Origin of the sequence: Streptomyces sp. NPDC087263, from assembly GCF_044744645.1 — a bacterium.
In the GTDB taxonomy this organism is placed as follows: Bacteria; Actinomycetota; Actinomycetes; order Streptomycetales; family Streptomycetaceae; genus Streptomyces.
This window is the reverse complement of sequence record NZ_JBIUYT010000013.1, coordinates 102793-126089: the sequence shown is the minus strand read 5'-3', so window position 1 is coordinate 126089 and position 23297 is coordinate 102793. Positions and strand designations below refer to the sequence as shown.

Here is a 23297-nt window from a genome sequence, read left to right as displayed (position 1 = left end):
GATGTGCGTTGTGCAAACCGGGTGCCTTTAGCTCCGGACAGTTGACACTATGCCTCCGTCTGAATACACCGCGTCACAGATCCGAATCACCTCGCGTGGGTAGAGCTGCGCCAGCACCGGCAGAGGTGTCAGCCAAGTTCCCAGGACGAATGCCTGCCCCAACAAGTGACTAGCCCGCGGCCGACCGGCTATCCGTGCCACCTCGGTTAATGCCTGCGTCTGCCGCCGCGGTTCGGTGATGGAGCGGGCAACTTGCTCGGCCTGCTCGTGATCACCGGCGAGAGCCATATACTCCGCAGCCCTGGCCACCGCCTGCATCTGATGGCGCGGGTCGGAGACGGATCGGGCTATGCGCTCAACATCGGTGGCTATCCTTCGTGCTCGCTGATGGTCGCCAATCGCAGCCGCCATCACGACTACTCTGCCCAGTGCGGCAACGTGCTCGTCCGAGTCGGAAATGGCCTGGGCAATCCGCTCGGCGTCTGTGGCCAGTCGTTGGACCTGTGCGCGGTCACCCCTGGCAGCCATCACCTCCGCCACTCTGGTCAGCGCCTGTATCTGCCAACGCGGGTCGGTGATGGCCTGGGCAATTCGTTCAACGTCGGCGGCCATCCTTCGTGCTCGCTGGTGGTCACCAGCAGCGTGCGCCGCCAAAGCCAAACTGCCCAGCGCCTGCGTCCGCTGATACCGGTCGGTGATCGTCAGGGCGATCTGCTCGGCCCGTTCGTGGTCACCAGCAGCAGCCAACACCCCCGCCACGACACCCAGCACCCACCTCTCTACGTCCCAATCGAAAGTGGTGCGGGCGCATTCCACAGTCTCGGCTGCCAGCCCAAGGGCTCGCTGATGAAGACCGGCGGCAGCCGCCGCCTGCGCCGCTGCGGCAAATGCCTGTGTTTGCTCGTGCGGATTGTTGATTGTGCGGGCGAGCTGCTCGGCCCGTTCGTGATCACCAGCAGTGGCCAGCACCCGCGCCACCACGGTCAACGCTTTCGTCTGCTGGTACGGATTGTCGATTGTGCGGGCGAGCTGCTCGGCCCGCTCGTGATCACCAGCAGTGGCTAGCACCCGCGCCACCTCGGTCAGTGCTTCAGTCTGTCGGTACTGGGTGGTGATGGAGCGGGCGATCCGCTCGGCGTCGGTGGCCAGCCGTCGGGCTCGCTGACGGTCACCCACGGCAGCTACAGCCTCCGCCACTGCAGTTAGCTCCCGCGTCTCCTGGTCCGGGTCGTTGGTGGTGCGGGCGATCCGCTCGGCGTCGGTGGCCAGCCGTCGGGCTCGCTGATGGTCACCCACGGCGGCTGCCACCTCTGCTGCATGCGAGAGCGGAACTGCCTGGTCCCGTGGGTTGGTGATGCTGCGGGCCGTTCCCTCGGCGTTGGTGGCTAGCTCTGTAGCTCGCTGGTGGTTACCAGCAGCGTGCGCCGCCAAAGCCAAACTGCCCAGCGCCTGCGTCTGCTGGTACCGGTCGGTAATCGTCCGGACGATCTGTTCGGCCCGCTCGTGGTCTCCAGTGGCGGCCACGGCCCTCGCTAACCGGTTCAGTGCAAAAGCCTTCTCGAGCGGGTCGGTAATGGCGTGTGCGATCTGTTCGGCCCGGATGCGATCACCGCCGGCCGCGACCGCCTTCGCCACCACACCCCATGCTCGCTGCTGCTGGTATGTGTCGGTGATGGTGCCAGCGATTGTCTCGGCGGCGGTGGCCAGATCTAGAGCCTGTTGATGTTCGCCAGCGGCAGCCAGCACCTCTACTACCAAGCCCAGTGCATTCACCCGCCCCTGCGGGTGAGCAACGGCGTGTGCGATCTGTTCGGCCCGGATGCGATCACCGCCGGCCGCGACCGCCTTCGCCACCACACCCAGCGCAACAGCTTGCCACCAAGGGTCTGTAACGGTTTGGGCGATCAGCTCGGCCCGGCCATGGTCACCGGTGATAGCTACTGCCTCCGCTACCGCGCCCAGCGCAGCCGCCTGCCGCTCCGGCATGGCAATGGTGCCGGAGATCTGCATGGCTCTCTGGTGGTCACCAGTCGCGGCCACTGCCCGCACCACTAGGGCCAGCGCAATGGTCTGCAGTTCTGGGTCGCTGATGGCGTGGGCGAGTGCTTCAGCCCGGTTGGGCTGGCCAAGGGTGGCCCATACCGCGGGAAGGCCGCTGGGGATGTGGGCGTTCCGGGACTCGAGTTGACCGCGGTGGTGAGACAGCCTGCCCAGCGTGTACAGATCTGGTTCCGGACACTGCAGGAGCAAGTCCTGGCAAATTCTGATCTCGGTGAGGGCTGCGATGTCTCCGCCGGACAAATCGAGCATTCGGTTGTGGCGAGCAGGGTCGGTGGCCAGGGCAGCCAAGCGGTTGGTGTCGCCGGAGGAGGACAGCATGCGTGAATAGCCGGTTAGCAGGTATTCGGGGGTGTGCGGCGGCCACGACGGCTTGTCGCCCGTGGAGGCGCTGTAGCCCTTGGCCCAGGCGTGCAATCGGTTTCGGTAGCCAGCCAGGCGATCGGAGCCCAGGTAGTGGCAGGCAGCGTTGTGTAGTTCTTCATGGCCGAGCAAGTACACCTGCGATCTGTTGTCCGGCCTCCAGGCTGCAACGCGACGGTTGAACGTGCGTCCGGCCACGGTGTGCAGAATTCTCTCGATGTGCACGAGGTCCGCGTCGGTTAGCTCGCGCAGGTCCGGGCCGGTCAAGCCGCCCCGGGCGGCGGTGAGCAGACCCAGCAAATCCTGCTCAACAGGAGTGCCGTCAAGCAGGCGTACGAGTTCGGACTGGCTGAGCCGTTGCAGATCCCGGGCCTGTGGCGAGTCGCTGAGCATGCGGATGATGCCTGGAGTGCGCAGCGGATGCCAGTCAAGCACGTCGCAGGGGATCGGCGGGTTGGGCCGCCCGGCGACGATGATTCGCATCCCTGCCGGCGGGTGGCCAGGCAGCAGTCCAGCGATGCTGTGTGTTCCCGGTCCGGTGGTCACTCCGCGGTCTTCGTCCAATCCGTCAACGACCAACACCAGTCGGCCGCCTGCATGCTGACACGCCGCCGCAGCCTGAGCGAGAAGATCCAGCAGGGCTGCCTCCTGAGTCGCCTCATTCACGCCGGCTGGCAGATCCAGGTCGAGCAGCGCACACAGCTGCTCCGTCAACAGGGTGACAAATGCCCCACGGGTGTCCTGCGCGGCCAGCCGGGCGGTGATGAAGAATGACACCAGCCGCACCTGGCCAACGGCAAGCGAAGCAGGTGGATTGAGCACGAAGGTGGACAACAGCGCGGACTTGCCGGCCCATGGCCCGGCTCGCCACCACACGTACGAACCGCGTTGTTCCTCCAGGCAGAAAGCAGCCAGCTCAGCCAGTTCAGCGTCCCGGTCCACCAACTGGGGTGGGGCGATCCGTTCTACCTGTCGCAAGTATGTCGAGTGCACCGGCCGTGCCGTAGGAAGACTGCGGTGCTGGTGAATGGTCACCGCTACATTCCCGGCGACATGCCTGAAGCTGGGCCCGCCCCTCTCTTCATGGGGGTCATCAGATGCCGGACCGACCGGACCATTTGGCGGCTGAAGATCCTCGGTGTCGGCCATGCCACCGGATACTCCGGGTGCGGTCAGTGGCGCGACCGGCCCGGCTCGGGAGGGTCCGGCCGCTGCCCATCCGCGGCAACGCCGTCCAGACTCACCGTCCCGGCAACCTGGCCGAAAGCGATATTGATCCCGTCACCGCTGGCGCGGAGGTGCGAGTCCCCGGTGAACACCGTCGACCCTGCGCCGGCCACCACGGACACGCCGCCGTCCTGCTTGGCAGCCCCCAGCTCGGCCACCATCTCGGTGACCTCCTGAGCGAACTCGTCGTCCTCACGTGCTGCATCAGCGACCGCCGACTCAACTTGCTTACGGGTCAGGTCGCTGATCTGTCCATCATTGGCCGCGGTCTCCGCAGCAAGATGATCTAGGGCAGGATGGGCGCCGAGTTTGGCGGTCACTACCGTGTGCAGCCGGTCCAGCCCCGCGTCCAACACCGCATCAGTCTCGGCATCCAGACGGCCAGCCGCTCGGCGTGCCTTGCCTACCGCCCACGCGATCACATATCCAGCCACTACCCCGGCCTCGATCACCACGCGAACACCCCCCTACGTGTGGTCAGCAAGCAAATACATCCTGCCTACACTCAGAATCAGGCGAAGACATACGCGGGCTGACTTGCCTCCCAAATCATCGTATTGTCCGTCCGCGATGGGGGGACCCGCCAGAGACCTGCACGGGGCACCAAGGACACTGGGTCCGCGCTCCGAGCGACCAGAGCCGTGCACTGCTACTGGCCACTGAGCCTCCGCCAACTTGAAGTCGCTGGTCAAAGGGCTGGTGTGCCGGTCTGTCGGGGTGCTCACGCTGATCGTGGGCGGCAGTCTGTGGGGAAGACCGTCCGTCGTGACCGTCACGAAATTCTGGCCAGACCCGTTTTCAAAGATCGTCATCAGCGTGGCCTCCAAGGAGGTGAGCTTCTCGTTCGGCCGTCAGCCTGGTGGCCAGTTCACTCGGGCCGGTCGCGCTCAATGCCCAGAGGCTGCTGACCCGTCGGGCCCGCTGCCAGAGCCGATCGCCTGCATCCACAGGGGTGCGGAAAGGCACAACGGTGATGCCATGGGCGGCGAACGGCTGGTAGTCGAGGTAGCGCAGGCCGCCGGTGCCACACAGGTAGTAGTTGCTGCCGGTGGCCACGGCAAGGTCGGCCAGTCGCTCGGACCGGCTCTGGCGGGTCCGGATGGCACTGCTTTCCAGCACTTCACCATTCCAGCCGAGAGCGGTGAGCAGGGCGAGGGTCGATGTCCTCGCGAGGTCCGCCACACGGTCCGTGTTCTCGAACCGATCGAGGACCACGTCCAGGACCTCACTCACCGCAGGCCAGTAGCGGCTACGACCGTAGTACTGGCGAATGAGCAGGCTGACCGTTCGGCGAGACCGGCGCGGCTGGACGAGCAACGCCTGGTTGACGAGCGTCGGGCGTCCGTTGGGCAGGTGCGTGGGGAGCGTGAGCCACTGCTGCCTGCCCGGGTCGTCGAGAGCTGCGAGCCGGGTGCGCTGCTGGTAGTCCCGGCGCGCGAACTGAACATCGTCGAGGACGATCCACCGGTCGGCGGCGAACAGCTTGGCCAGCGTGGACAGCCGAGGAAACAGGTTCGGCTGGTGGATCGCGCACACCCCGCCGCTCGCCCCGAGTCGACGTGTGTCAGCTGTTGATGAGTCGGCTGTCGAAGCCGGCGCCCAGGAGGCGCTCGTAAGCGTCACGCACATCCCCCGGTACGTTCTGCTCGACGGCGAAGCCGAGCTTCGGGTACTCGATCACCCGTTGCAGGTCCCCGACGAGCATGTCGACGACGAGCTTTTCGTCGCCGATGGACTTGATGTAGTCGTCCAACTCCAGCGGCTCGGAGGCGCAGACCACCTCGGCCTCGGGCCACAGCTTGCGGCAGGTCGCGTACGAGCGGCGTTCCATGTACGGCTTGGAGATCAGCAGCAACGACTCCACCTCCACGCCCACCTCCGCCAGCAACTCCCGGGAGAAGGTGATGTTCTGGCCGGTGTTCGCCGCCTTCGACTCGACCATGATCGCCTCGTCCGGCACGCCCAGACTCAGCGCGTGCTCGCGGTAGTGGACGGCCTCGCCGCGCGGGAAGCGGGCGCGGGTGGTGGGGCTGTTTCCGCCGCTGAACACGACGACGGGGAAGAGGCCGGCGCGGTAGAGGTCGGCGGCTGTGGCGGCCACGCCCAGGTCGTGGCTGCCCAGGCCGATTGCCGCCGAGCAGGGCCGCTCCTCATGTCCCATCTGGTGGTAGTTCCAGATCAACGTCGCGTCGTGGAACTGCTCGTCGGTGATCTGACGCTGTTGGTGCTCCGGCACTGGCACTCCCTGACTCATCCCTGCTGGCCCTTTCGGATGCCCTCGATGCTGCGCAACTGGTGGCTCAGCCCAAACTGCTGGGCCACCTGTGCCGCCTGATCGAGGACGGACAGCCCATCATTCCGGGTCGCCGCATCCGACAGAAGGATGTGCCCGTACGCGGTGTCCAGCCGCACGCGCTGCATCGGGGAGTCGACCGTGCCGGTGGTGCGCGCGATGTCGATGTAGTGCAGGGCCTGCTTCAGGTCGCCGGCGCCGCGGTGGGCCAGGGCGAGCTTCTGGTGTGCCACGGACCAGTCCTCCGGCTCGCCGAGTTCCTCGAACTCGCGGGTGGCAGCAGCCATGACGTTGGTGGCGTACTCGTTGTTGCCCTCCTTGCTCAGAGCCGTGCCGATCCACAACCGGGCCCGGGCTCGGTCTCGTCGGCTGAGCCGCTGGTCGGCGGCGAGTTGCTCGTACCATCGGGCGGAGGCATCCAGCTGACCTGACATCTCCTGCACGACAGCGAGGGACAGCTCGATCTGGGCGACCCGGCGCGGGATGGCCAGCTCGGAGAACATGTCGCGCGCAGTCAGGTAGGACTGCCGGGCGGACAGCGGGCCGAGGATCGCGCCCTGGTCTCGTTGCACATCACCGAGCAGGACAAGCGAACGCCCATACAGATAAAGGCCCTTGTCATCCAGGCCGTGCGCGTCACGGCTCGCCAGCCAGCGGTTCAACAAGGTCGCGGCGAAGGGGAAGTCCTGGCGGCTGACGCAGACTACGGCGCGCTCGATGTCCTCGGTCCAGGTCTCGTAGTCCGCCGGCCTAGCGCTCTTCCGCTCGGGGAACAGCACCGCCTCGAACCGGGCATGGGCGGCAGCATCGGCACGAGCAAGCGCGGTGTCGAGGATCGCCTGGGTATCGGGCCGGGGCTGGGTTTCGACTCCCAGGCTCTCCCACTTGGCCACCGTACGCAGCGCGACACCCAGGTGCTCGGCGAAGGCCCGCATGCTCATTCGCAGAGCAACGCGCAGAGCGCTCGCTTCCCGGCCCGTCCACTGCTGCACGCTGACCACGGATTACCTCCCTCCGTCACGTATGGAAGCACTCTCGGTGACGACGTGGGGCGGGAAGTGCAACGGAAGTACAACAGCAGGTCATTTCAAGGCCCTTCACGCCGACCGACGCTGTGGACATGGACGATGAACTCATCACGGAACGCCGACGCGTCGCCTTCCCTCAGGTCTTCGGCTACCTGCGACACGTCACCGGCGGCCTGGTCCGCCATGCGGCGCTCGTCGACTGCCTCACCGATTACTGCCGTCGGCACGAACTGGCCCTCTGCGGCGTCTTCACCGACCGCGACGCCACGGTGGCCATCCGCTCCCCCGCCTTTGTCGGGCTGGTCGACACCCTCGAACTACCCGACACCTACGGCGCCGTGGTCCCCGCCCTCAGCCACCTCGGCCCCAGGAGCATCGGCAACGAACGGAAGCGACAGATAACAGCAACGGGCACCCGTCTGATCGTGGTCCGCTCCCTCAAGCCGATCACGGAGTCCGCACCTTCCCGCAGCACGAGCCCCAACCTCCAGCCGCAGGGGGACACATGATGTCCGTGCGCGACGCGCTGCGCAGCGCGCCCATGGTCAGCGACGTTCCCGGACTGCGTCTGCTGAAGGTCGGCAACGGCTGGGACCTCGTGCGCACCTCTGCCGAGACCGGCCTCCTGGCCCTGACCCACCTCCGCGGCACCGGTGCGTCGATCGGCCCGGTGCTCTACGACGGGCCCAACGAGCGCCTCTACTACGCCATCGCAACCGGCACCGCCGACTGCTGGGACGGCCTGCCGGTACGGCATCTCTCCACCAACTCCTGGCTCGTCGCGCCCGGCGTGGAGCGGCTCGACGACTGGTTCGGCGGCTGGTGCGAGCTACCGGACGACGACACCCTCACCGACTCAGAAGCCCTCCGCACCGCGCTCCAACACCCGTACGTCGCCTGTGCCCAAGAAGAAGCGCGCACTGACGCCGGTCTCTAGTGCCAGGGACGCCCCGTCAGACCCGGCAACACCTACTTCCCTCCGACCTGACCACAAGGGGACATCCATGACGCCCCACCTCGTCTCACCGAACACCGTCCTCGCCAACGCCCTTCTCCGCGCCGAGGACGTCCTGACGCCACGCATCCTGGCCGCTCCGCCCGAGCGGATCGTGCTCGTCGTCGGCACCCAGATCAACGGCGCCCCGCACATCGGCACCTCGCTCGTACAGTCGCTCGCCTTCGCCATGGCGGCCCGCCTGCGTGACCGCTTCGGCATCCCCACCGAGGTGCTCTTCAGCGCCCTCGACAACGCTCCGTACGAACTGGCTACAGACCCGGCCAGCGGCCACCGCTACCAACGCGCCTACGCCCAGGCCCTCGGCGACCAGGCTCTGACCGACCTCGTCGCCGCCCTGTACCAACCCCTGTTCACGGCTCTCTCCCGGCGGCTGGGCATCCCACACCGCGTCGAGACCTACACCCACCAGCAAGCCGGCGAACACTTCCGCCGCACCTGGCTGCGGCTACTGCCCCGGCTCGACGCCGCCCGCTGGTGGCTCGCCCCCTCCACCGGCACCCCACACGTGCGCATCCCCTGTCCGCACCCCGGCTGCGGCTGGTCCGAGAAACACGCGGAGCGCACGCGGGTACATCTCACCGACCGAGAAACGGCCACCGTCGCTGCCGTCTGCCTCCACCACGGCCCCTACCAGGTCACAATCACGCTCACCGCTGGCGCCTATCTCCACTTGGCCACCCTCTACCGCAACCTCGTCAAGGAACTCGCCCACACCAGCACGCGGGCGGGTGGAACCCTGCACGTCATGGTCAAGGGCGGCGACTGGGTCTTCGGCTCCCTCCTCGTCGACGAAGCCCTCCAAGCCGTCGGTCTGACCCGCGCCCAACTCCCCGCCCGCCTGTTCTGCCCGCAGATCGTCACCGACACCGGCGCGAAACTCTCCAAGTCCCTCATCCGCGAGGGCCACGTCCCCTTGCCCGAGGGCGCCGACGACTGGATGCTCGACACCCGACGATGGCCTGGCACCGGCTCCGAATATGCCGATCAACTGCTGGCTACCGCCGAAACGCTGCTGTCCGACCCCCGGCACTTCTTCCGCTCGTACTCCGCAGCCGAGATCGGCCGCCTGATCACCGCACCAGCCCCCAGGAGCCTTCCCTCCCCATGAGCAACACCATCCCGCGCGTCCGCGAACTCAACCTCTACCGCCAGTACTTCGACCTCGTCGCCGCCGGCACCAAGACCATCGAGGTACGGGTCAAATACCCACACCTCGCCGACCTGGCGGCCGGTGACGTCATCCGGTTCCGCATCAAGGGCACGGACGAGACCTGCGAGGTCGAGGTCAGGCGCGTGACTGAGTACCCCGACTTCGGCACCCTGCTCGACGGCGAAGGCCCCTCGAACGTCAACCCCACGGCCACCCGCGACGAGCAGCTCGCCAACATCCGGGCCATCTACCCACCGGATAAGGAAGCCCTCGGCGCCCTGGCCATCCAGATGGAGGTCCGCAGTTGACCCCACACCCGAGGTTCATGCAGTAAGGCCGCCGCTACTACGCGCACGCTGTTCGCTGCGGCAGGTGCCGTCCTCGGCTAGCCCACACTCGTCACCTCCATCGGCACCGAGTTCATCCCCGTGAGCCGGCCGCCCATGACAGAACCATTCGCATGGACCAGGACCACGCTGACGATGGTGCGCTTGTTCCCAGTCCTGTTGGTCGTCTGGCCACCGCGCTCCGCAACGGCTCACGTCATCAGGTAGAGAACTCACGAGTGGCTCGCGCGATTATTCCGTTTTAGCGTGAAATACATCGCTTCGATTGCAAGGGTGATGTCAGTGCCGTAGGGAAGAATCCCCTGTGGGGAGGGAAACTCATGACTGACGAGCACAACGCATCTGACCAGCACATACCTGCGCCGGGTGGCTGCCGTTGGTGCGGGCTTGAGGCACGGGAGCATGCCCAGCGATGGAAGCCGCCAGTGGGCTGGCACAAGTGGGAACCGCCGACGTCCGAGCAGCGCAAGGAGCGCATGCTGGCACGGCGGCGGCGCCGTCGTGGCACCGACGAGACCAGGCCGACGCTGCGCAGCGTTACCCTGCGGCCAGCTTTCTGAGCTCACCGAAGACCTCCCGCAGCTGCGCGGGTACTTGATCAGGGCTGGTGAGCGTGCTCACCAGCCCGAACATCATGTCGGGCTTGCCGCTGGGTCCGTTCGGACTGCAGGTCCGGAGCATGTTCAGCACTTCCTTGCTGAACTTCTTGCCGGGGCGTTGAACGGTGAAGTCGGTCGCGGTCCACGGTTCGCCCTTCGGCCAGAGGTCGTTGGCGACCGCAGCCCACAGGTCGTCCGGGAACAGCTCTTCCAGCTCGTTGAAGGAGTCCGGTTCGCCCACAAAGCGGACAACATCGTCGACGGCATTGCCGAAGAACTGCTGGAGGCGGGCCTCCTTGAAGAGCCCCTTGGGCAGGGTACGGCTGTCGGCGTCCACCATGAGCATCACGGTTCGGCCGTGCTCGACCAAGTAGTGGGCGAGGTGCAGCGCCCCCTCGTTGTTGAAGCACGCCCACAGTGCGATGCCGGCCGACTGCAGGGACTGCTCCTCGGACAGTCGGAACAGAGTGGGAATCACCCGCTGTTCGGTGTCGCCCTCGACAGCCAGGAAGCAACGCTCGTGCAGGAGCACGGAGTTACGCAGGCCCACCGCAGCAGCGATCCGCCCCAGGTGGCCGTCGATCTCGTTATGAGTGTCGGCGCCCAACCGCTCTACCAGTGTCCGGCCGTCCTCCAGCCGCAGATGCACGACGTCGGCGATGTCCACACCGTCGATCAGGTTCATGGAGTGGGTGGCGACGATGACGTTCACATGGGGCAGCGCACTCTGGTCACGGATGAGCTGCATGATCTTGCGCTGATGGCCGTAGTCGAGATGTGTGTCCGGCTCGTCGTAGATCACGATCGTCTGTACCGGCGGCGGGGCGTCTTCGACAACCTCGGGCTCGGCGGAAGGATCGACGTCGCCGAGCTCCTCGCGTGTGAGGAGCCGACTGTTCCACTCCCAGATGGCAAGGGAGATACGGCGCGCGCTGCCCAGTCCGGAACGTGACAGGCCGACAGCTTCACCCTTCGTACGGGCAATCCGAAGGGGTGCGCCCCGAAGGCCGTGGGAGAAGGAGACCTCGGGCTCGACGTACACCTCGGTGAGGTCGTCGCAGCGGCTCTGAATGTGCTCGCACAGAGACTGCGCGTCGTCCTGGAGCCGCTCCCTGATCCCGTCCTCGATCGACTGCAGGCGACCCTGAAGAGTGGGATCTGCCATATGAGCCTGATAGCGCCCCATCAGCGCCGTCCTGACGGCACCATCCGGGTCGGCCGACTTCCCGTCGAACGGCATCAGCCGGGGCAGGCGTCGCTCCATCTCCTTCGGAGCCGGCACCCAGTCCGACGTCGTCGAGGCGTGCGCCATACCGTACTTGCGCAGCTCAGGCTCGATATCGAGACGTTTGATGGAGGCCAGCTCTGGAAGCAATTCCTTGGCCAGGGCCCGGACCTCGGCGAGAGACAACCGGGAAGGATCGCGCAGTCGTTCATCATCGGCAAGCGGCGCCCAGCACTCCAGCACGGGAGTCTCGTCGGCTGCAGCGCGTCGGCGTACACGCAGCTTCTTCACGGGGAGCACGAACGTCTCCTGCTCCCAAGGGTCGAGCGTGAACAGTCCCTCCACCCAGGTGGTCGAGCACCGGGAGAAAGGTGTCGCCCCAATTTCCTCCGCGGACGAGCCGAGCTCGTACGTGCGGTCGTCCTCGGCCAACTGCTCCTTGCCCACGAGGAAAGTCAGCGCGGCAAGTACTGCGCTCTTACCGCCGTCGTTCTGGCCGGCGAGGATGGTCGGCGTACTGATCGGGATCGCGCGGACGTCCTTGAGGGACCGGAATCCACACACGGTGAAGCTGTGCAGGTGCACCGTTCTCTGCCGCTCCATTCCCTGGCGTCTGGGGACGGCCGCAATCTGACGCGGTGCCTCACCTCAGACATTGACCTGGGCACCAGACGACCCAGGCGCATCATCATATGTCCGTGGAGATGGCTTATTGATGCCGTGAACAGATCTGACCGAATCGAACCGATCTAGATGGATCCTGTTCGATTTTTTCCCAGCCGACCCTGTCCGCCGGACACGTTGTCGAGTGCCCGACCGCAAGCTGGATGGGGTCTGGTACACAATCGGGTGCCGCCTGACCCCTATCGAATTCGAGATCGTCATGACCACGCCGGCCCTCCAGGCCGCGTGACCGAACCTGTCACCCAAACCTGCAGTAGGCCCTACTCCGTTGGCTCACCCGAAGCGCAACAACGGGTCGGTGCGTAGCCCGGTCCGGGCTACACACCGTGCAGCCCAGCGCCGCGGAGGCGGTTACCCGGCCGTGCGGGTCGGGACGGCCAATTCAACGTGAAACGGAGCGCCAGAGCAGTACTACCGCTCCGCATAGCGCAGGAACTGCCAGCCCAGTACGGCCAAGGCAAGTGTCTGCGCGAGGGAGACGATCACGAGTAGAGGCTGGGCGGCGGAAGAGCACCAGAATGCGGTTACGCAGATCATCGGCAAGGCCAAGTAAGTGAACAGATCCACAGCAGCCTGTAGTCGCTTGCGCGTGGTGCGACTCTCATCGTCACGGTGATAGATCTCCCAGCCGAACACTGCGCCATGGGCGCCGCTGAGCTCGGCAAGCCGCGGCCCCAACTGGTCGCGGATATAGCAGCCGACGGCCGAGATTTTCTCGTCGTTAACCAGATAGGTCCAGCCCAGGACCAGGCAGATCACGGGGACGGCGAGCAGCAGCTGATCCTGCCTGCTCTGGACGGCGATCGCCAGGACTGCGGTGGACGCGGCGAGCGTGAAGTAGAGCAGGTTGTCACGGAATCCTATCCGGGTTTTCTGCTCCTCCTTTATGCGGTCGTATTCGGCCAACAGCAGTCTGCTCTCGGTGACGTCTTCTGTGGCAGTCACGGCCATTCCTAAGCTCGGATCCCGGCTGAGCTGATGAGTGGGCGGGCAGGGCTCCGGCGCTCCGGCCCCCTGCCCGTCCTGAAGGCCCGGAAGGCTCAGTCGGCAGCCCGGAAAGACGGCAGGTTGTTGGGATTGTTTCGTTCGATCCAAACTTTTCCGTCCGCCGCGATTCCTTCAAGGAGACGGAAGGTGTGGATGAAACCAGCCGAATTGAGGTTGATTTCCGCGATTTCTTGAGAATTTTCGTCCGGAGCCAGTTGATGGGTGTCGGCGTCTTTGACACGAATGTTCCTGGCCGGCCCGTTGGTGAGGACGAGCTCCAGGTCGTAGCCGATATGGGCACGTTCCGTGACCTGCACGGAGGACAACGCGTCGAACCGATAGTTGCTTCGCTGTTCGTTCCCACGTTTTGCGTCAGCAAAATCGAATTCCGTGCTGATTTCACGAACGCCCTCCTGTGTGACCAGGAAAAGACGGAAACTGTAGCGCGAGTATCGCCAAGGACCGCCCTTCACACGCCCTCGCTTGTAGGGACGTGCAGGTGTCATCAGGATGGTGTGGGTGATCAGATCGCGCCAGGTGAGCTGATAGTGGCGGAGTGCTTCGTCGACGAACAGCGTCTTGTCACAGGTGAGCCAGGTCTCCATTTCCAGCTCACTGGGCCGTGTGGCGTCCAGGAACGACTTCCAGTTCTGGTACGCGATTTGCCGCGCGGTCAGCCGCTCTTCATATTCCTGGGTTTTCTCGACCAGTCGGTGCTCTTCACTCCGGACCGCCAGCCACGAGGACGCAGCCGCGCGTCCGGACCAGACCGCACCGCCCAAGGCCAGGATGGCCAGCGGCAGCTGCGACCCGCTGGCACCTGAGGCCACTGTTCCGAGCAGGGCCAGAGTCGTGATGCCGAGAGGGATGAGGGCGACCACGCACAGCGCCTTCGCCAGCGCGTAGTTCTGGTGGCGCTGATCGAACAGTGTCCCTTTATTGTGGCGGTCTCGGGCATCCTCAGCGAGATAGCGGATCAGCCAGTTGACCCGGTCCACGCTGACTCGGCTCTCGCGGTAGAGGAGCGCGATCTCGGCGACGAGCCTGTTGCGAATGTGGACGGTATGACCGAGCCATTCGTGCGGGGCGAATCCGTGAGGCGCGCGGGTACTGAAGTAGTGGTCGAACGAATGACGGACGCGGTTGGTGAACCCGTCGCCGGTAGAGGCAGGATCGCCCGTGTGCGGGACGTGGGACTCATGGTTCTCGGCCTTCAGCTGATGTTCCTGGTACCACCATCGACGACCGAAGTGAGCTGCGGTCAGGCCCGCACCGAGCGCCACCAGTAACTCGATGACAGCCGCAGCCGGATCCGCGACGAGCGCCAAGATCCAGAGGAATGCGGTGACGACGACGAACAGGCCGACTCGGACTGGGAGAGCTGCCTGGGCAGCAGCAGCGGTGCTCGGACGGGGCAGCAGGGCCCGTGGCCCGATGGGGTCGGGTTCGAAATAAGCCCAGACCCGTTGGACCCGACCGTTGCCGAAGCGAGCCGTCTCGGCCCCCTCCCGGTTCTCGACCCACAGGCTGTCCTTCAGCCCTCCGGTGAGTACGAGGTCGAAGTGGCGGAGAATCGCGTCACGCTGGCGAGGTGACAGGGCTCGCAACCGCTCCAGTACGCGTCCTGTTTCGCCGTCCGCGGTGCTGAGCATCGCCAGCAGTTCGAAAGCGACGCGCAGAGCGTCTTTCCACTCTCCCTCGGCGTAGGTCCGTAGCCCGGAGGCATGGTGCAGCCGCTGAAGTTCTTCAGTGTTGAGGTCGTGGTAGGCGCGTGCACTGAGCATGGCAAGCACCCAATAGAAACGGACCTCCGCGTTGTCGTGTCCGTGGGCGATCGCGTCACTGATCATGTCGCGAGCACGACTGGGGACGCCATCCTCCAGGAACCGCACACCGACCTTGTACTTTTCCTGAGGCGATGCATCCGGATTGACGAAATAGACGTTGGAGTTGTGTACGGTCTCAGCCTGAATTCCGACTGTGGAGTCGTATGCGGCCGAATTGTGCGTGACACTACTGCCGTCGTTCATGACAAGTTACCCGCCGCAACAACCAGTGGTGCCAGCCTGGCCACCAACTCGGGAATCTCTGCGTTCAGACCGCGTAACCTCTTGAGTGCCATGGTCGCCCTCTTGAATGATTCGGGAGTTTCCTCCCTTGCCGCCCGGCGGGCAGAGCCCAGCTCGGCCAGTGCCTCTCGGTAGGTGTCGTCGTCGAGGGCGCCCTCGACGTGGTGACGCTTCAGGTGCTCACGGAAACCGTCCAGTTCCGCCACCAGGTCCGCCGGCCTGGTCACCTTCGGGTCCGCGTTCAAGTAGACGCTGCTCTCCTTGACTGAGCCGGCCATGATGCCAACGGTGCTGTTATGGGCGGTGTTGCTGACGTGCTCATTGAGTCCGTCGGCCGTATGGGCCCTGTCTGCCTGGGACATTGCGATCTGCTCCTGTTCTCCCACCAGCTCCACGGCCAGCCGTGTGGCGAATGCCGCCGCGTTCGCCGCAGCCCGTGGTTGCCAGTTACGGTCCTCCGCGCTGCTCTTCGTACCGTCCGCTCGGTCGCTGATTCCACGGATGATGGCCACCGGTGCCCCGTTGAGATGACCGGCCTGCGCCACACCGGCAGCCTCCATCTCGATCGCGAGCGCGTCGTTGTAGTGCTGCCGGATCCACCGCGCCTGGGCCGAGATCTTCGAGTTCTGTACGACCTCGCCAGCGGCGATCGCACCGAATCGCACCTGCGGCGCGCGCTCATGACCAGGCGTGTCGTCAGCCCAGTCGTTCACCCGAGCCAGATGCGAGCCGAGCTGGCTGATACCGTGCGGCGCCTCCCACACCCGGGGACGGGCCTTGAGTCCGTCGTCTTCGCTGGTCCCGCCGTGGTAGGCGTACACGTGTGTCGCCATCACCACGTCGCCCAGTCTGGCCGTGTCCCACAGGGCACCGGCGACGCCGACAAACAACACAGCCACCGGCGAGAACTCCTGTATCGCGCGCTCAGCGATCACCGCAGCGGAATGATTCCCCTTGCTCGTCAGACCGAGCGCGATACGACATGAAGCGCCCTGCACGGTTCCCACCTCGAACCGCGTCCCACGCTCATGACGGTGCACCTGTGGACCAGTCAGTTTCTGGCGCACGGCCTGGTACTCGAGATTGAGGGCGGTGAGGATCACCACCAGGTCTTTCGACATTTATTCCCCTTCCTCTCCCATGTCCTCTTCCGTCGTGGACGGCACAGGTCGAATCAGCGGTGGGAACAGCACTGTTTTCGGCCCGGCCCGGTACAGCCGCGCAGGCCGTCCTCCCGTGGTCCTACGCCCCGAGCCGTCGGCGATGATAAATCCCTTTACGGCCTGGATTTTCCGGTAGAAATTACGGGTGTCGAGTTCGGTGCCCCAAACCGCCTCGTACACCTGCTGCAACTCGGCTATGGTGAAAAGCTCTCCACAGAATGCTGTGGCCAGCGCCGAGAATTCGAGCTTGGTACGCGCGCGTTCGATTCCGTCCGTCACGATCCGGCGGTGATCGAAGGCCAGTTCCACCTCGCCGGACAGGACGGCTTCCGCGGGAACCCACGCAGCATCCATGGCATCCGTTCCCGCGACTGGCTCGGGGAGTCCCGGCGCGATCGCCAAGTGGGCCACGGAAACGACTCGGCCCCGTGGATCACGGCCTGCGTCCCCGTAGGTGGCCAACTGTTCAAGATGCACCCATCCGGCGAGCAAAGCGGTTTCCTCACTCAACTCACGGTGGGCGGCGTCCAGGATCTCCTCACCAGCGTGATTGAGGAATCCGCCAGGCAGAGCCAGCATGCCCCGAAAAGGATCTTCGCCCCGCTCCACGAGCAGGACACACAATCGCCCCTCACGCAGCGTCAGGATCACGAGATCGACCGTCAGCAGCACGGGCGGGGGTGACCACACATCAACTTGCATGCCGCTTACGGTACTTCGGTTCCTGTCACTTTAACAAGAAGGGTGCCGCGGAGGCCGCTGATGCTGTACGGCGGAGACGCTCCGAGCGGTCAACTCGTCGTCCGCTCCGCAGCCAGGCGTGGGCCGATCGCGGCCTGCTGGTTCGGTGTTGCCTCGAAGCGGCTCGGGAACGAGCACTCCCGTTCCAGGAAGGTGCGGAGGGCTACCTGGGCTGGCGGTCGGACGAACGGGGGGTGCGTCCACGTCGGCGAGGCAGACGAAGTCGATGTCCTGCCGCCAGGCGGAACAGGCGACGGCGCCTGTCTGGAGTGCCCAGTTGCACGTTGCGAAAGCAGCAGCCGGGCAGGGAGGGTGATAGTGGTGGCGGCGTGCTGTTGGGCGTTGTCCAGAAGGTCGACGAACAGCTCAGCGGTTGACCAGGTAGAGAATGACGGCTGCGCCGATTCCGAGGCCCCAGAAGAACGCGACGGCTCGCGCCCGGTGATCGGGAAGGATCCTCGGTGGAGGTGGGGTCACCGTGGCCTCGATCCGCTGAGCCACGCCACTCAGCGCGGTCCCTATCTCCTCGATCCGGCCAAGAGGCTTGCCCCGTTCTGCAATCTGTCTACGTCTCTGACCAGTTGGTCGAGGGAACTCAGGCTGCCTTCAAGTCGCACGACCAAACCGCTGAGGTCGTCGCGGCTTGGCGAGCTGACAGCGCCCTCAAGGCGACGGACGATCCTGTTGAACTCGTCGAGGTCAAGTTGCCTCGATGCCCTATCGAGCGTCTCTGCGGCATGGGACACCTGGCCTGCGACATCCTCGTTGATGCTGTAACTAGCACGCGTGAGCAACCCAGCGACATCCTCGTTGATGCGCTGGGAAGCCTGCCAGAGAGTGTGCGCGACGTCTTCGTTGATGCTGCGCGCCGCCAGCGCGAGCAAGCTCGCGACTTCAGGGGAGATCAGCCCATCGTCCAGAGCCTCTTCAAGCAACTGGACTAGGACAGGGGAGTCTTTTGAAATCTTCCTGAGCAGCGCTTTGGTCTTCGCGTCGACCGCCTCGATGCGAATCTCGCCGTGGTTGTCACCACCGACAAAGGCACCGTCTCCGTGGTTGTCGCCGCCGATGAAAGTGCCGCGCCCGTGGTTGTGCTGAGATCCGATGTGGACCGTCTTCGTACCGGAAGGCGCGGAAGAGCGAAGTTCCTCAATGTCCGCTCGGGCTTCGGGGTGCATGGTGAGGAAGGCGGTCAACATGCTGATCCATTGGGCAGTGACCTCGGCCTCGGTAGTCCGCCGCTGCGCCAGGGCCTCAGCGTGCTCTTCAAGCGCACGCAACGCATTCGATTCTTCCTGCGCGGTCCCGCGCTGGAAGATCGCAGAGATCCGGGTTCGTAGGGTGTCGATCCGACCTTGAAGCAGGTAGGCGAGAACGTTGCCGGCTGCGCCGGTGGAGATGGCTATGGCTGCTGCGTCAAGCACGTGGAAGACCCCCGAGATAGATGCCGAGCATGGTGCTACGCGCGTCCGTGACGGATAGATGGTCCCTCGTAAGAGACTTCAAGCGTCGATGGTCTCTAGTAACCCATCACTGTTTCCTGATAGTTGACTGGAAAGCACGACCTGAACGGCGGAATCCGTACGGATGGACCACGAGCCACGCCCCGCCGCAGCAACTCCCAATCCATGTTCGGGTCGTGTCTCCCGGGTCTGCTGCAAGTTCGGGTGACAGGTTGACCTGGTACTTCCAGCCGATCAACGAGCTTGACGCCGGATCACCTGAAGCCTTCGAGCTGGTGAGTGTCACCATAGATGGCAAGTCGCGCCCGATCCGCCGGAGTAGCCGGAAGGACGGCCAGCTCTTCAGCGTGAGCCTCGGTGACGAGGTGGAACGAGGCAAACAGGTGTCGCTGGCGTACACCTACCGCGCCTTGGTCCAGCAATGCGGACACGTACTGCACCTGGATCTCGCTCAACCGACCAGGGACTTCACGGCTGAACTTTGGTACGGCGATTGCGGTATCCGGCGTATGAACGTTCTGGACTACCTGCCTGGGCCTCGACAGCCGCGTGTGGCTGAACTGGCCGCAACCGACCCATCACCAAGCGTTCAGGTGGCATATCCGGGCTGGACGTTTCCCAAGGGAGGCGTGGTCTTCGTGTGGGTGTTGGAGCGGGAGATACGCACGGTCGCCGATCGACAGAAGTGATCACAGTCGGTCAAGAAGGAGGGTGGTCTACTCCTTTTGTCTGCCCACGGTTTGACGGAGCGTGAGGGATTGTCAGTCTGCGCGGCTACTGTGTGTAGAGCGACCGAAGGTGCAGACGTGCAGCGCCTGTTCCTTCGGGTAGCGACTTTCGTGCGTCGTTTGCCGAAGCCCTGAAAGGGGTTCACATGGCCTACCGCAACAAGACCTACGTCGCCTTCGCCAGCGAAGACATCCGTTCGTACTACCTGATGAAGGCGTGGCGCGAGAACGAGCACATCGAGTTCGATTTCTTCGACGCGCATGACATCAATACGGCGCTGGACACGAGCCAGCCGGAAACGATCCGTCGCCGCCTTGGTGAGCGGCTCTCAAATACGAAGCAGACGGTCGTGCTTTTGAGCAGCACCACCAAACCGAAGGCTGGCAGGTCGTCAAGCTTCCTCTACTACGAGATTGAGGCGATCAAGCGGCGCAATCTGTCGGTGGTCTTTGTGAATCTGAATCAGTCTCGGACGGTCGAATCTTCTATGATTCCGACTACGCTGAAAGACCACTACTCGATGAACGTATCTTTCCAGCCTGCAATTATTAAATACGCCCTAGATGACTACGTAGAAAGGTTCAACAAGAACTTGACTGCCGCCAATCCCCTTACGGGGCCTTACCAATACAAGACGCACGTCTACAAGGACCTTGGACTGTAAGTAGTGCGCCACAGCCTGAGGTTGCTGTTTGGCACCCAACGCGGGTATTTGCTCCTCTCTCGAAACGCGTTGGGTGCCTTCGGTCTGGCATCCGGTCTCCTTCAAGTGGCGCTGGCCCTGTGGGCAAGCATTAAGCTGACGAGCCATGACCGGTGGGTGCTGCTGCTTTCTTTGCTGGGATTCTCGATCCTGTTTGGGCTTATCCGTGCGTGGCCGCGACGTGTGGCAAGTCGGGATTTCGACAGCCCGGACATCAAAGTGCGGGTTATTGTCGGAGATCTCTTCGAACAGCAAACCCATCTGGTGATTGGATTCAATGACCTCTTCGACACCGACACGACAAACAACGTGGTGATCAATCAGGCAAGTGTTCAAGGCCAGTTCCAGGACAAAATCTACGGAAATGACCTGGTGCGACTTGATGCCGAGCTTACGACAGCTCTCGCGTCGCAGCTTGTCACGGAGGCAGAGGACATCTCGGCCAAATCTGTCGGTAAGCGCGATCGCTATCCAATTGGTACCGTTGCCGTACTCGGCAATCCTGCTCGGCATTTTTTCTGCGTTGCTTATTCAAAAATGGGGAACAACCTCATCGCTAGCTCGAACGTGGACTTCTTGTGGCAGAGTCTTGGTGCCGTGTGGGATTCGGTTTACGTGCGGGGGCAGCGGAAGGAGATTTCAATCCCCATAGTTGGATCCGAGTTGGCGCGAGTGGCCTGCCTGAACCGGGAGAGTCTGCTCAAGATGATTTTGCTGTCGTTTGTTGCTCGCTCGCGGCAAAGCGTGGTCTGCAAGCAACTCACTATCGTCATCCATCCCAAGGACTACTACCATATCAACATGCTAGAAGTGGAGGCGTTCCTTCGGACACTATAGTGTCCATTTTCCTACCAGTGTGAGCACCGCGGCGATGCGAGTGGCCTATCATTCGAGTCGGGAGTGTGGAAGATAATGCAACGAACCCCTGTTAGTTCATCCAATCTGGCGTCGGTGGGGTACGAGCCATCTACTGGCGTACTTGAAATCCAGTTCAGGAGTAGGTCGATTTACCAGTACTTCAATGTTCCTACTTCCGCGTATCAGGGTCTGATGGCGGCTCGGAGTAAGGGTAGTTATCATGCTCGCTTCATCTTGGGCAAATACCGATACAAGAGGCTGGCGTAAGACTGTTTGCCTAGGATTTAGGCTGAACCTTCCCTCGCTGGTCGCTCCGAGCACTACTTGTCGGGTTGGTGTTGCTGGATGCTCCCGCTCCTATTGCTTGCTGGCCCAAGATGCCCACACTGGCAGCCCGCCGCTCCTGGAGCCGTTTCTCTTGAGCGTCTAACTCGGCCATGGCTTTCTGTTGGGCGGCCCTCGTCGGTGAGTGTCTTTGCAGCCCAGTCGTTGAGTGCTTCCACGCCCACATAGTTCACACTGTGCCTGGTTATACCCCGTAGGCCCTCGATCTGCTCACGCAGTGTGGGGTCAATGCGTACGGCGAACACCACGACCTTGCGTTCTTTTTCTTGTGGGACCTACAGCTAAATATCTGATTGCTGTTCGCCCATTGCGAGCTCCTTCCGTTTAGTGGTTGGTAATTTCAGTTATACGGCACTTGCCGTAAGATTTGCGCTATGCCAGAAGAAAATGAATGCCCCACTCGCCGACCATGGGCGAGTGGGGCATTCGCGACGCGTGGTTTTTGGTCAGCCCCGCTTGTGTAGGTCGCGCATCTGCACACCGGCCCGCTTGAGCTTATTGCTAACCGTACTGGCGCAGACATCGAGTTCCTTACCGATCTGTCGTGCGCTCCAGCGTCACCCCCGTCTCGGTTCTCCAGACCGAGTACTCGCTCTTCGAGCGCGACGTGGAGGAGAAGATCCTGCCTGTGGTAGGGGAGCTGGGCATCGGCTTCGTGCCCTACTCACCCCTCGGCCGCGGCTTCCTCACCAGCGCGGTCAAGCCCGGCCACGAGTACGCCGAGGACGACATGCGCCGCTGGGACGAGCGGTGGCAGGGCGAAAACTACGACTACAACCTGCGCGCCACCGAGTAGTTGAAGAACCTTGCCGCCGCCAAGGGCATCACCGTCGCCCAACTGGCCCTCGCCTGGCTGCTGGCCCAGGGCGACGACATCGTCTCCATCCCCGGCGCCCGCCGCGCGGACCGGCTCGAGGAGAACGCCGGCGCCGCCGACGTGGAACTCACCGCGGCCGACCGCCAGCGCATCGTCGAGATCTTGCCCCACGGCTCCGCCGGCGGCCGCTACCCCGCCACATACGTGCCCACTGACTGGTGACATGCCGTGCCGGGCGCTCCGTATGCGGTGCGGCACAGGTGACGGGGGGCCTCCGCAAAGGGAACGGCGAACACCAGTTCAGCGGACCACAGCCTGAGTCTGCGAGGGCACATCCAGGGCACATGAGCCTGGGAAACGGCGTCGACCAGTGAGAACTACGGAGAGGAGTTTCCCCTGGTCGGCACACATCTCACCAAGAAACCCCAGGTCACCACCCCGCCGCTCCCATTCGCTGCACGAGTGGCAGGACTTCAGCCATCGGCTGCATGAGGCGGGGCATCAGCCGTACTGCTTGGTGTGGCCCTGACCTGGGGTTTCGTTGGTAGCGGGCGAGGTCTTCGGGCCTCGCCCTTTTGCGTGGCGGGGAGGGGCCGTCAGGCGGCCAGGGCACATTGAGGGCACATTGGTTTTGCTGGGGGCACTGATGTGCCCTGGATGCCGGGCCGGTCGCCCTCGTCTTCCGCCTCGGCTTCTTCCGTGATGGCGTCGTCGATCCCTTTGCGGGTGCGGGTCTCGCTGGACGGCAGCAGGTGCGTGTACGTCCGCAGCGTGAAGCCCGGGTCCGAGTGGCCGAGCTACTCGGAGAGCGCCTTGATGCTCTCCCCCGCGTCCAGGAGCACGGAGGCGTAGGCGTGCCGGAGGGCGTGCATGCCGTCTTCCGGGGCCGCCTGGAGATACCTCGCACCGCGCTCGCGGAGGGATCACGCCGGCGGCGGCCAGGGCGAGCTTCCAGGCGCCCATGGTGAAGACGCTGCGGTTGTAGGCCCGGCTCTTCTCATCGACGAAGAGGAGGCGGAAGGTCTTCGGTTCGCCGTCCGGCTTCGCCCAGGGCAGGGCGACGGCGACGGGCGGGAACTCCTTCATGTGGGCCTTGAGGGCGGCGGCCACGTCGAAGACTCCGACGCCACGCTGCTCGACGCCGCCCTGCGCGAGCCGGCCGAGGAGACCGGCATCGACCCCGGCCGCGTGTGGTTCGTCAGCGGCATCCCACTGGATATCGACGTACACCCCATTCCTGTCAACCCAGCCAAGGGCGAGGACGCGCACCAGCACTTCGACTTCCGGTTCCTTCTCCGGACCGACAGCACGGACATCGAGCTGCAGGAGGAGGAAGTCACCGACTACACATGGCAGTTCGCCGACACACTGACAGCCGAACCTCTGCGCAGCAGGGTGCTGGACGCCGTCGAGCAGGACATCTGAGGAGA

Annotated in this window: 20 protein-coding genes and 2 pseudogenes; 10 read left to right on the top strand and 12 right to left on the bottom strand. The window is 64.1% G+C overall.

Annotation, left to right across the window (positions count from 1 at the left end):
• Positions 1 to 27: 27 nt before the first annotated feature.
• The 5 genes from ACIPC1_RS34625 to ACIPC1_RS34605 all read right to left on the bottom strand — a co-directional run bounded on the left by ACIPC1_RS34625 (position 28) and on the right by ACIPC1_RS34605 (position 6942).
• The gene (locus ACIPC1_RS34625) at positions 28 to 3570 is read right to left on the bottom strand and encodes a hypothetical protein (RefSeq protein ID WP_402524398.1); all 3543 of its coding nucleotides are present in this window, start codon (positions 3568 to 3570) and stop codon (positions 28 to 30) included.
• A gap of 23 nt (positions 3571 to 3593) precedes the next feature.
• Positions 3594 to 4103 carry a hypothetical protein gene (locus ACIPC1_RS34620; protein WP_402524396.1) on the bottom strand — a complete coding sequence of 170 codons (510 nt, stop codon included), beginning with the start codon at positions 4101 to 4103 and terminating at the stop codon, positions 3594 to 3596.
• A 343-nt stretch (positions 4104 to 4446) separates the two neighbouring features.
• Positions 4447 to 5184 carry a WbqC family protein gene (locus ACIPC1_RS34615; RefSeq protein ID WP_402524393.1) on the bottom strand — a complete coding sequence of 246 codons (738 nt, stop codon included), beginning with the start codon at positions 5182 to 5184 and terminating at the stop codon, positions 4447 to 4449.
• Between the two features lie 28 nt (positions 5185 to 5212).
• Positions 5213 to 5902, bottom strand: coding sequence for a YdcF family protein (locus tag ACIPC1_RS34610; RefSeq protein WP_402524390.1), 690 nt, complete (start codon positions 5900 to 5902; stop codon positions 5213 to 5215).
• Positions 5899 to 6942: a helix-turn-helix domain-containing protein gene (locus ACIPC1_RS34605; protein WP_402524387.1), complete on the bottom strand. Its 1044-nt coding sequence runs from the start codon at positions 6940 to 6942 to the stop codon at positions 5899 to 5901. The genes ACIPC1_RS34610 and ACIPC1_RS34605 overlap by 4 nt, the downstream gene beginning before the upstream one ends.
• Positions 6943 to 7061: 119 nt before the next feature.
• On the opposite strand from ACIPC1_RS34605, the gene ACIPC1_RS34600 reads away from it, so the two are divergent.
• The 4 genes from ACIPC1_RS34600 (at position 7062) to ACIPC1_RS34585 (ending at position 9445) form a co-directional block, all read left to right on the top strand.
• Entirely contained in the window at positions 7062 to 7478 is a 417-nt protein-coding gene (locus tag ACIPC1_RS34600; protein ID WP_402524384.1) for a hypothetical protein, read from the top strand.
• Positions 7475 to 7906, top strand: coding sequence for a hypothetical protein (locus tag ACIPC1_RS34595; protein ID WP_402524381.1), 432 nt, complete (start codon positions 7475 to 7477; stop codon positions 7904 to 7906). Before ACIPC1_RS34600 ends, ACIPC1_RS34595 begins: the two co-directional genes overlap by 4 nt.
• A 67-nt stretch (positions 7907 to 7973) precedes the next feature.
• Positions 7974 to 9095 (top strand): hypothetical protein, encoded by a 1122-nt coding sequence (locus tag ACIPC1_RS34590; protein ID WP_402524378.1) that lies wholly within the window; start codon positions 7974 to 7976, stop codon positions 9093 to 9095.
• A complete protein-coding gene (locus ACIPC1_RS34585) occupies positions 9092 to 9445 on the top strand; it encodes an ASCH domain-containing protein (RefSeq protein WP_402524375.1) in 354 nt (117 codons plus the stop codon). The genes ACIPC1_RS34590 and ACIPC1_RS34585 overlap by 4 nt, the downstream gene beginning before the upstream one ends.
• A 576-nt stretch (positions 9446 to 10021) precedes the next feature.
• Here the strand turns inward: ACIPC1_RS34585 and ACIPC1_RS34580 are convergent.
• The 6 genes from ACIPC1_RS34580 to ACIPC1_RS34555 all read right to left on the bottom strand — a co-directional run bounded on the left by ACIPC1_RS34580 (position 10022) and on the right by ACIPC1_RS34555 (position 18376).
• A complete protein-coding gene (locus tag ACIPC1_RS34580) occupies positions 10022 to 11911 on the bottom strand; it encodes an ATP-dependent nuclease (RefSeq protein ID WP_402524372.1) in 1890 nt (629 codons plus the stop codon).
• 492 nt (positions 11912 to 12403) lie between these two features.
• Positions 12404 to 12943, bottom strand: a complete 540-nt coding sequence (locus ACIPC1_RS34575; protein ID WP_402524369.1) for a hypothetical protein — start codon at positions 12941 to 12943, stop codon at positions 12404 to 12406.
• A gap of 89 nt (positions 12944 to 13032) precedes the next feature.
• On the bottom strand, positions 13033 to 15009 hold the full coding sequence (locus tag ACIPC1_RS34570) for a hypothetical protein (protein WP_402524366.1): 1977 nt from the start codon (positions 15007 to 15009) through the stop codon (positions 13033 to 13035).
• Positions 15006 to 16169, bottom strand: a complete 1164-nt coding sequence (locus tag ACIPC1_RS34565) for a purine phosphorylase (RefSeq protein WP_402524364.1) — start codon at positions 16167 to 16169, stop codon at positions 15006 to 15008. The genes ACIPC1_RS34570 and ACIPC1_RS34565 overlap by 4 nt, the downstream gene beginning before the upstream one ends.
• A complete protein-coding gene (locus tag ACIPC1_RS34560) occupies positions 16170 to 16913 on the bottom strand; it encodes an NrtR DNA-binding winged helix domain-containing protein (RefSeq protein ID WP_402524361.1) in 744 nt (247 codons plus the stop codon).
• Between the two features lie 557 nt (positions 16914 to 17470).
• Positions 17471 to 18376, bottom strand: coding sequence for a hypothetical protein (locus ACIPC1_RS34555; protein ID WP_402524359.1), 906 nt, complete (start codon positions 18374 to 18376; stop codon positions 17471 to 17473).
• A 251-nt stretch (positions 18377 to 18627) separates the two neighbouring features.
• Here ACIPC1_RS34555 and ACIPC1_RS34550 point away from each other — a divergent pair, with 251 nt between their 5' ends.
• The 5 genes and pseudogenes from ACIPC1_RS34550 to ACIPC1_RS34530 all read left to right on the top strand — a co-directional run.
• Positions 18628 to 19104 (top strand): hypothetical protein, encoded by a 477-nt coding sequence (locus tag ACIPC1_RS34550; protein ID WP_402524356.1) that lies wholly within the window; start codon positions 18628 to 18630, stop codon positions 19102 to 19104.
• Between the two features lie 185 nt (positions 19105 to 19289).
• On the top strand, positions 19290 to 19808 hold the full coding sequence (locus ACIPC1_RS34545) for a TIR domain-containing protein (RefSeq protein WP_402524354.1): 519 nt from the start codon (positions 19290 to 19292) through the stop codon (positions 19806 to 19808).
• A 3-nt stretch (positions 19809 to 19811) separates the two neighbouring features.
• Positions 19812 to 20684: a macro domain-containing protein gene (locus tag ACIPC1_RS34540; protein ID WP_402524352.1), complete on the top strand. Its 873-nt coding sequence runs from the start codon at positions 19812 to 19814 to the stop codon at positions 20682 to 20684.
• A gap of 75 nt (positions 20685 to 20759) precedes the next feature.
• Positions 20760 to 20972, top strand: a complete 213-nt coding sequence (locus ACIPC1_RS34535) for a KTSC domain-containing protein (RefSeq protein ID WP_402524350.1) — start codon at positions 20760 to 20762, stop codon at positions 20970 to 20972.
• A 631-nt stretch (positions 20973 to 21603) separates the two neighbouring features.
• Positions 21604 to 22089, top strand: a pseudogene (locus ACIPC1_RS34530) (aldo/keto reductase); the annotation flags it as partial.
• A 374-nt stretch (positions 22090 to 22463) separates the two neighbouring features.
• On the opposite strand, the pseudogene ACIPC1_RS34525 reads toward ACIPC1_RS34530, so the two are convergent.
• Positions 22464 to 22977: pseudogene (locus ACIPC1_RS34525) on the bottom strand (tyrosine-type recombinase/integrase); the annotation flags it as partial.
• Here ACIPC1_RS34525 and ACIPC1_RS34520 point away from each other — a divergent pair.
• Entirely contained in the window at positions 22954 to 23292 is a 339-nt protein-coding gene (locus tag ACIPC1_RS34520) for an NUDIX domain-containing protein (RefSeq protein WP_402524348.1), read from the top strand. The pseudogene ACIPC1_RS34525 and the gene ACIPC1_RS34520 overlap by 24 nt on opposite strands.
• Positions 23293 to 23297 lie beyond the last annotated feature (5 nt).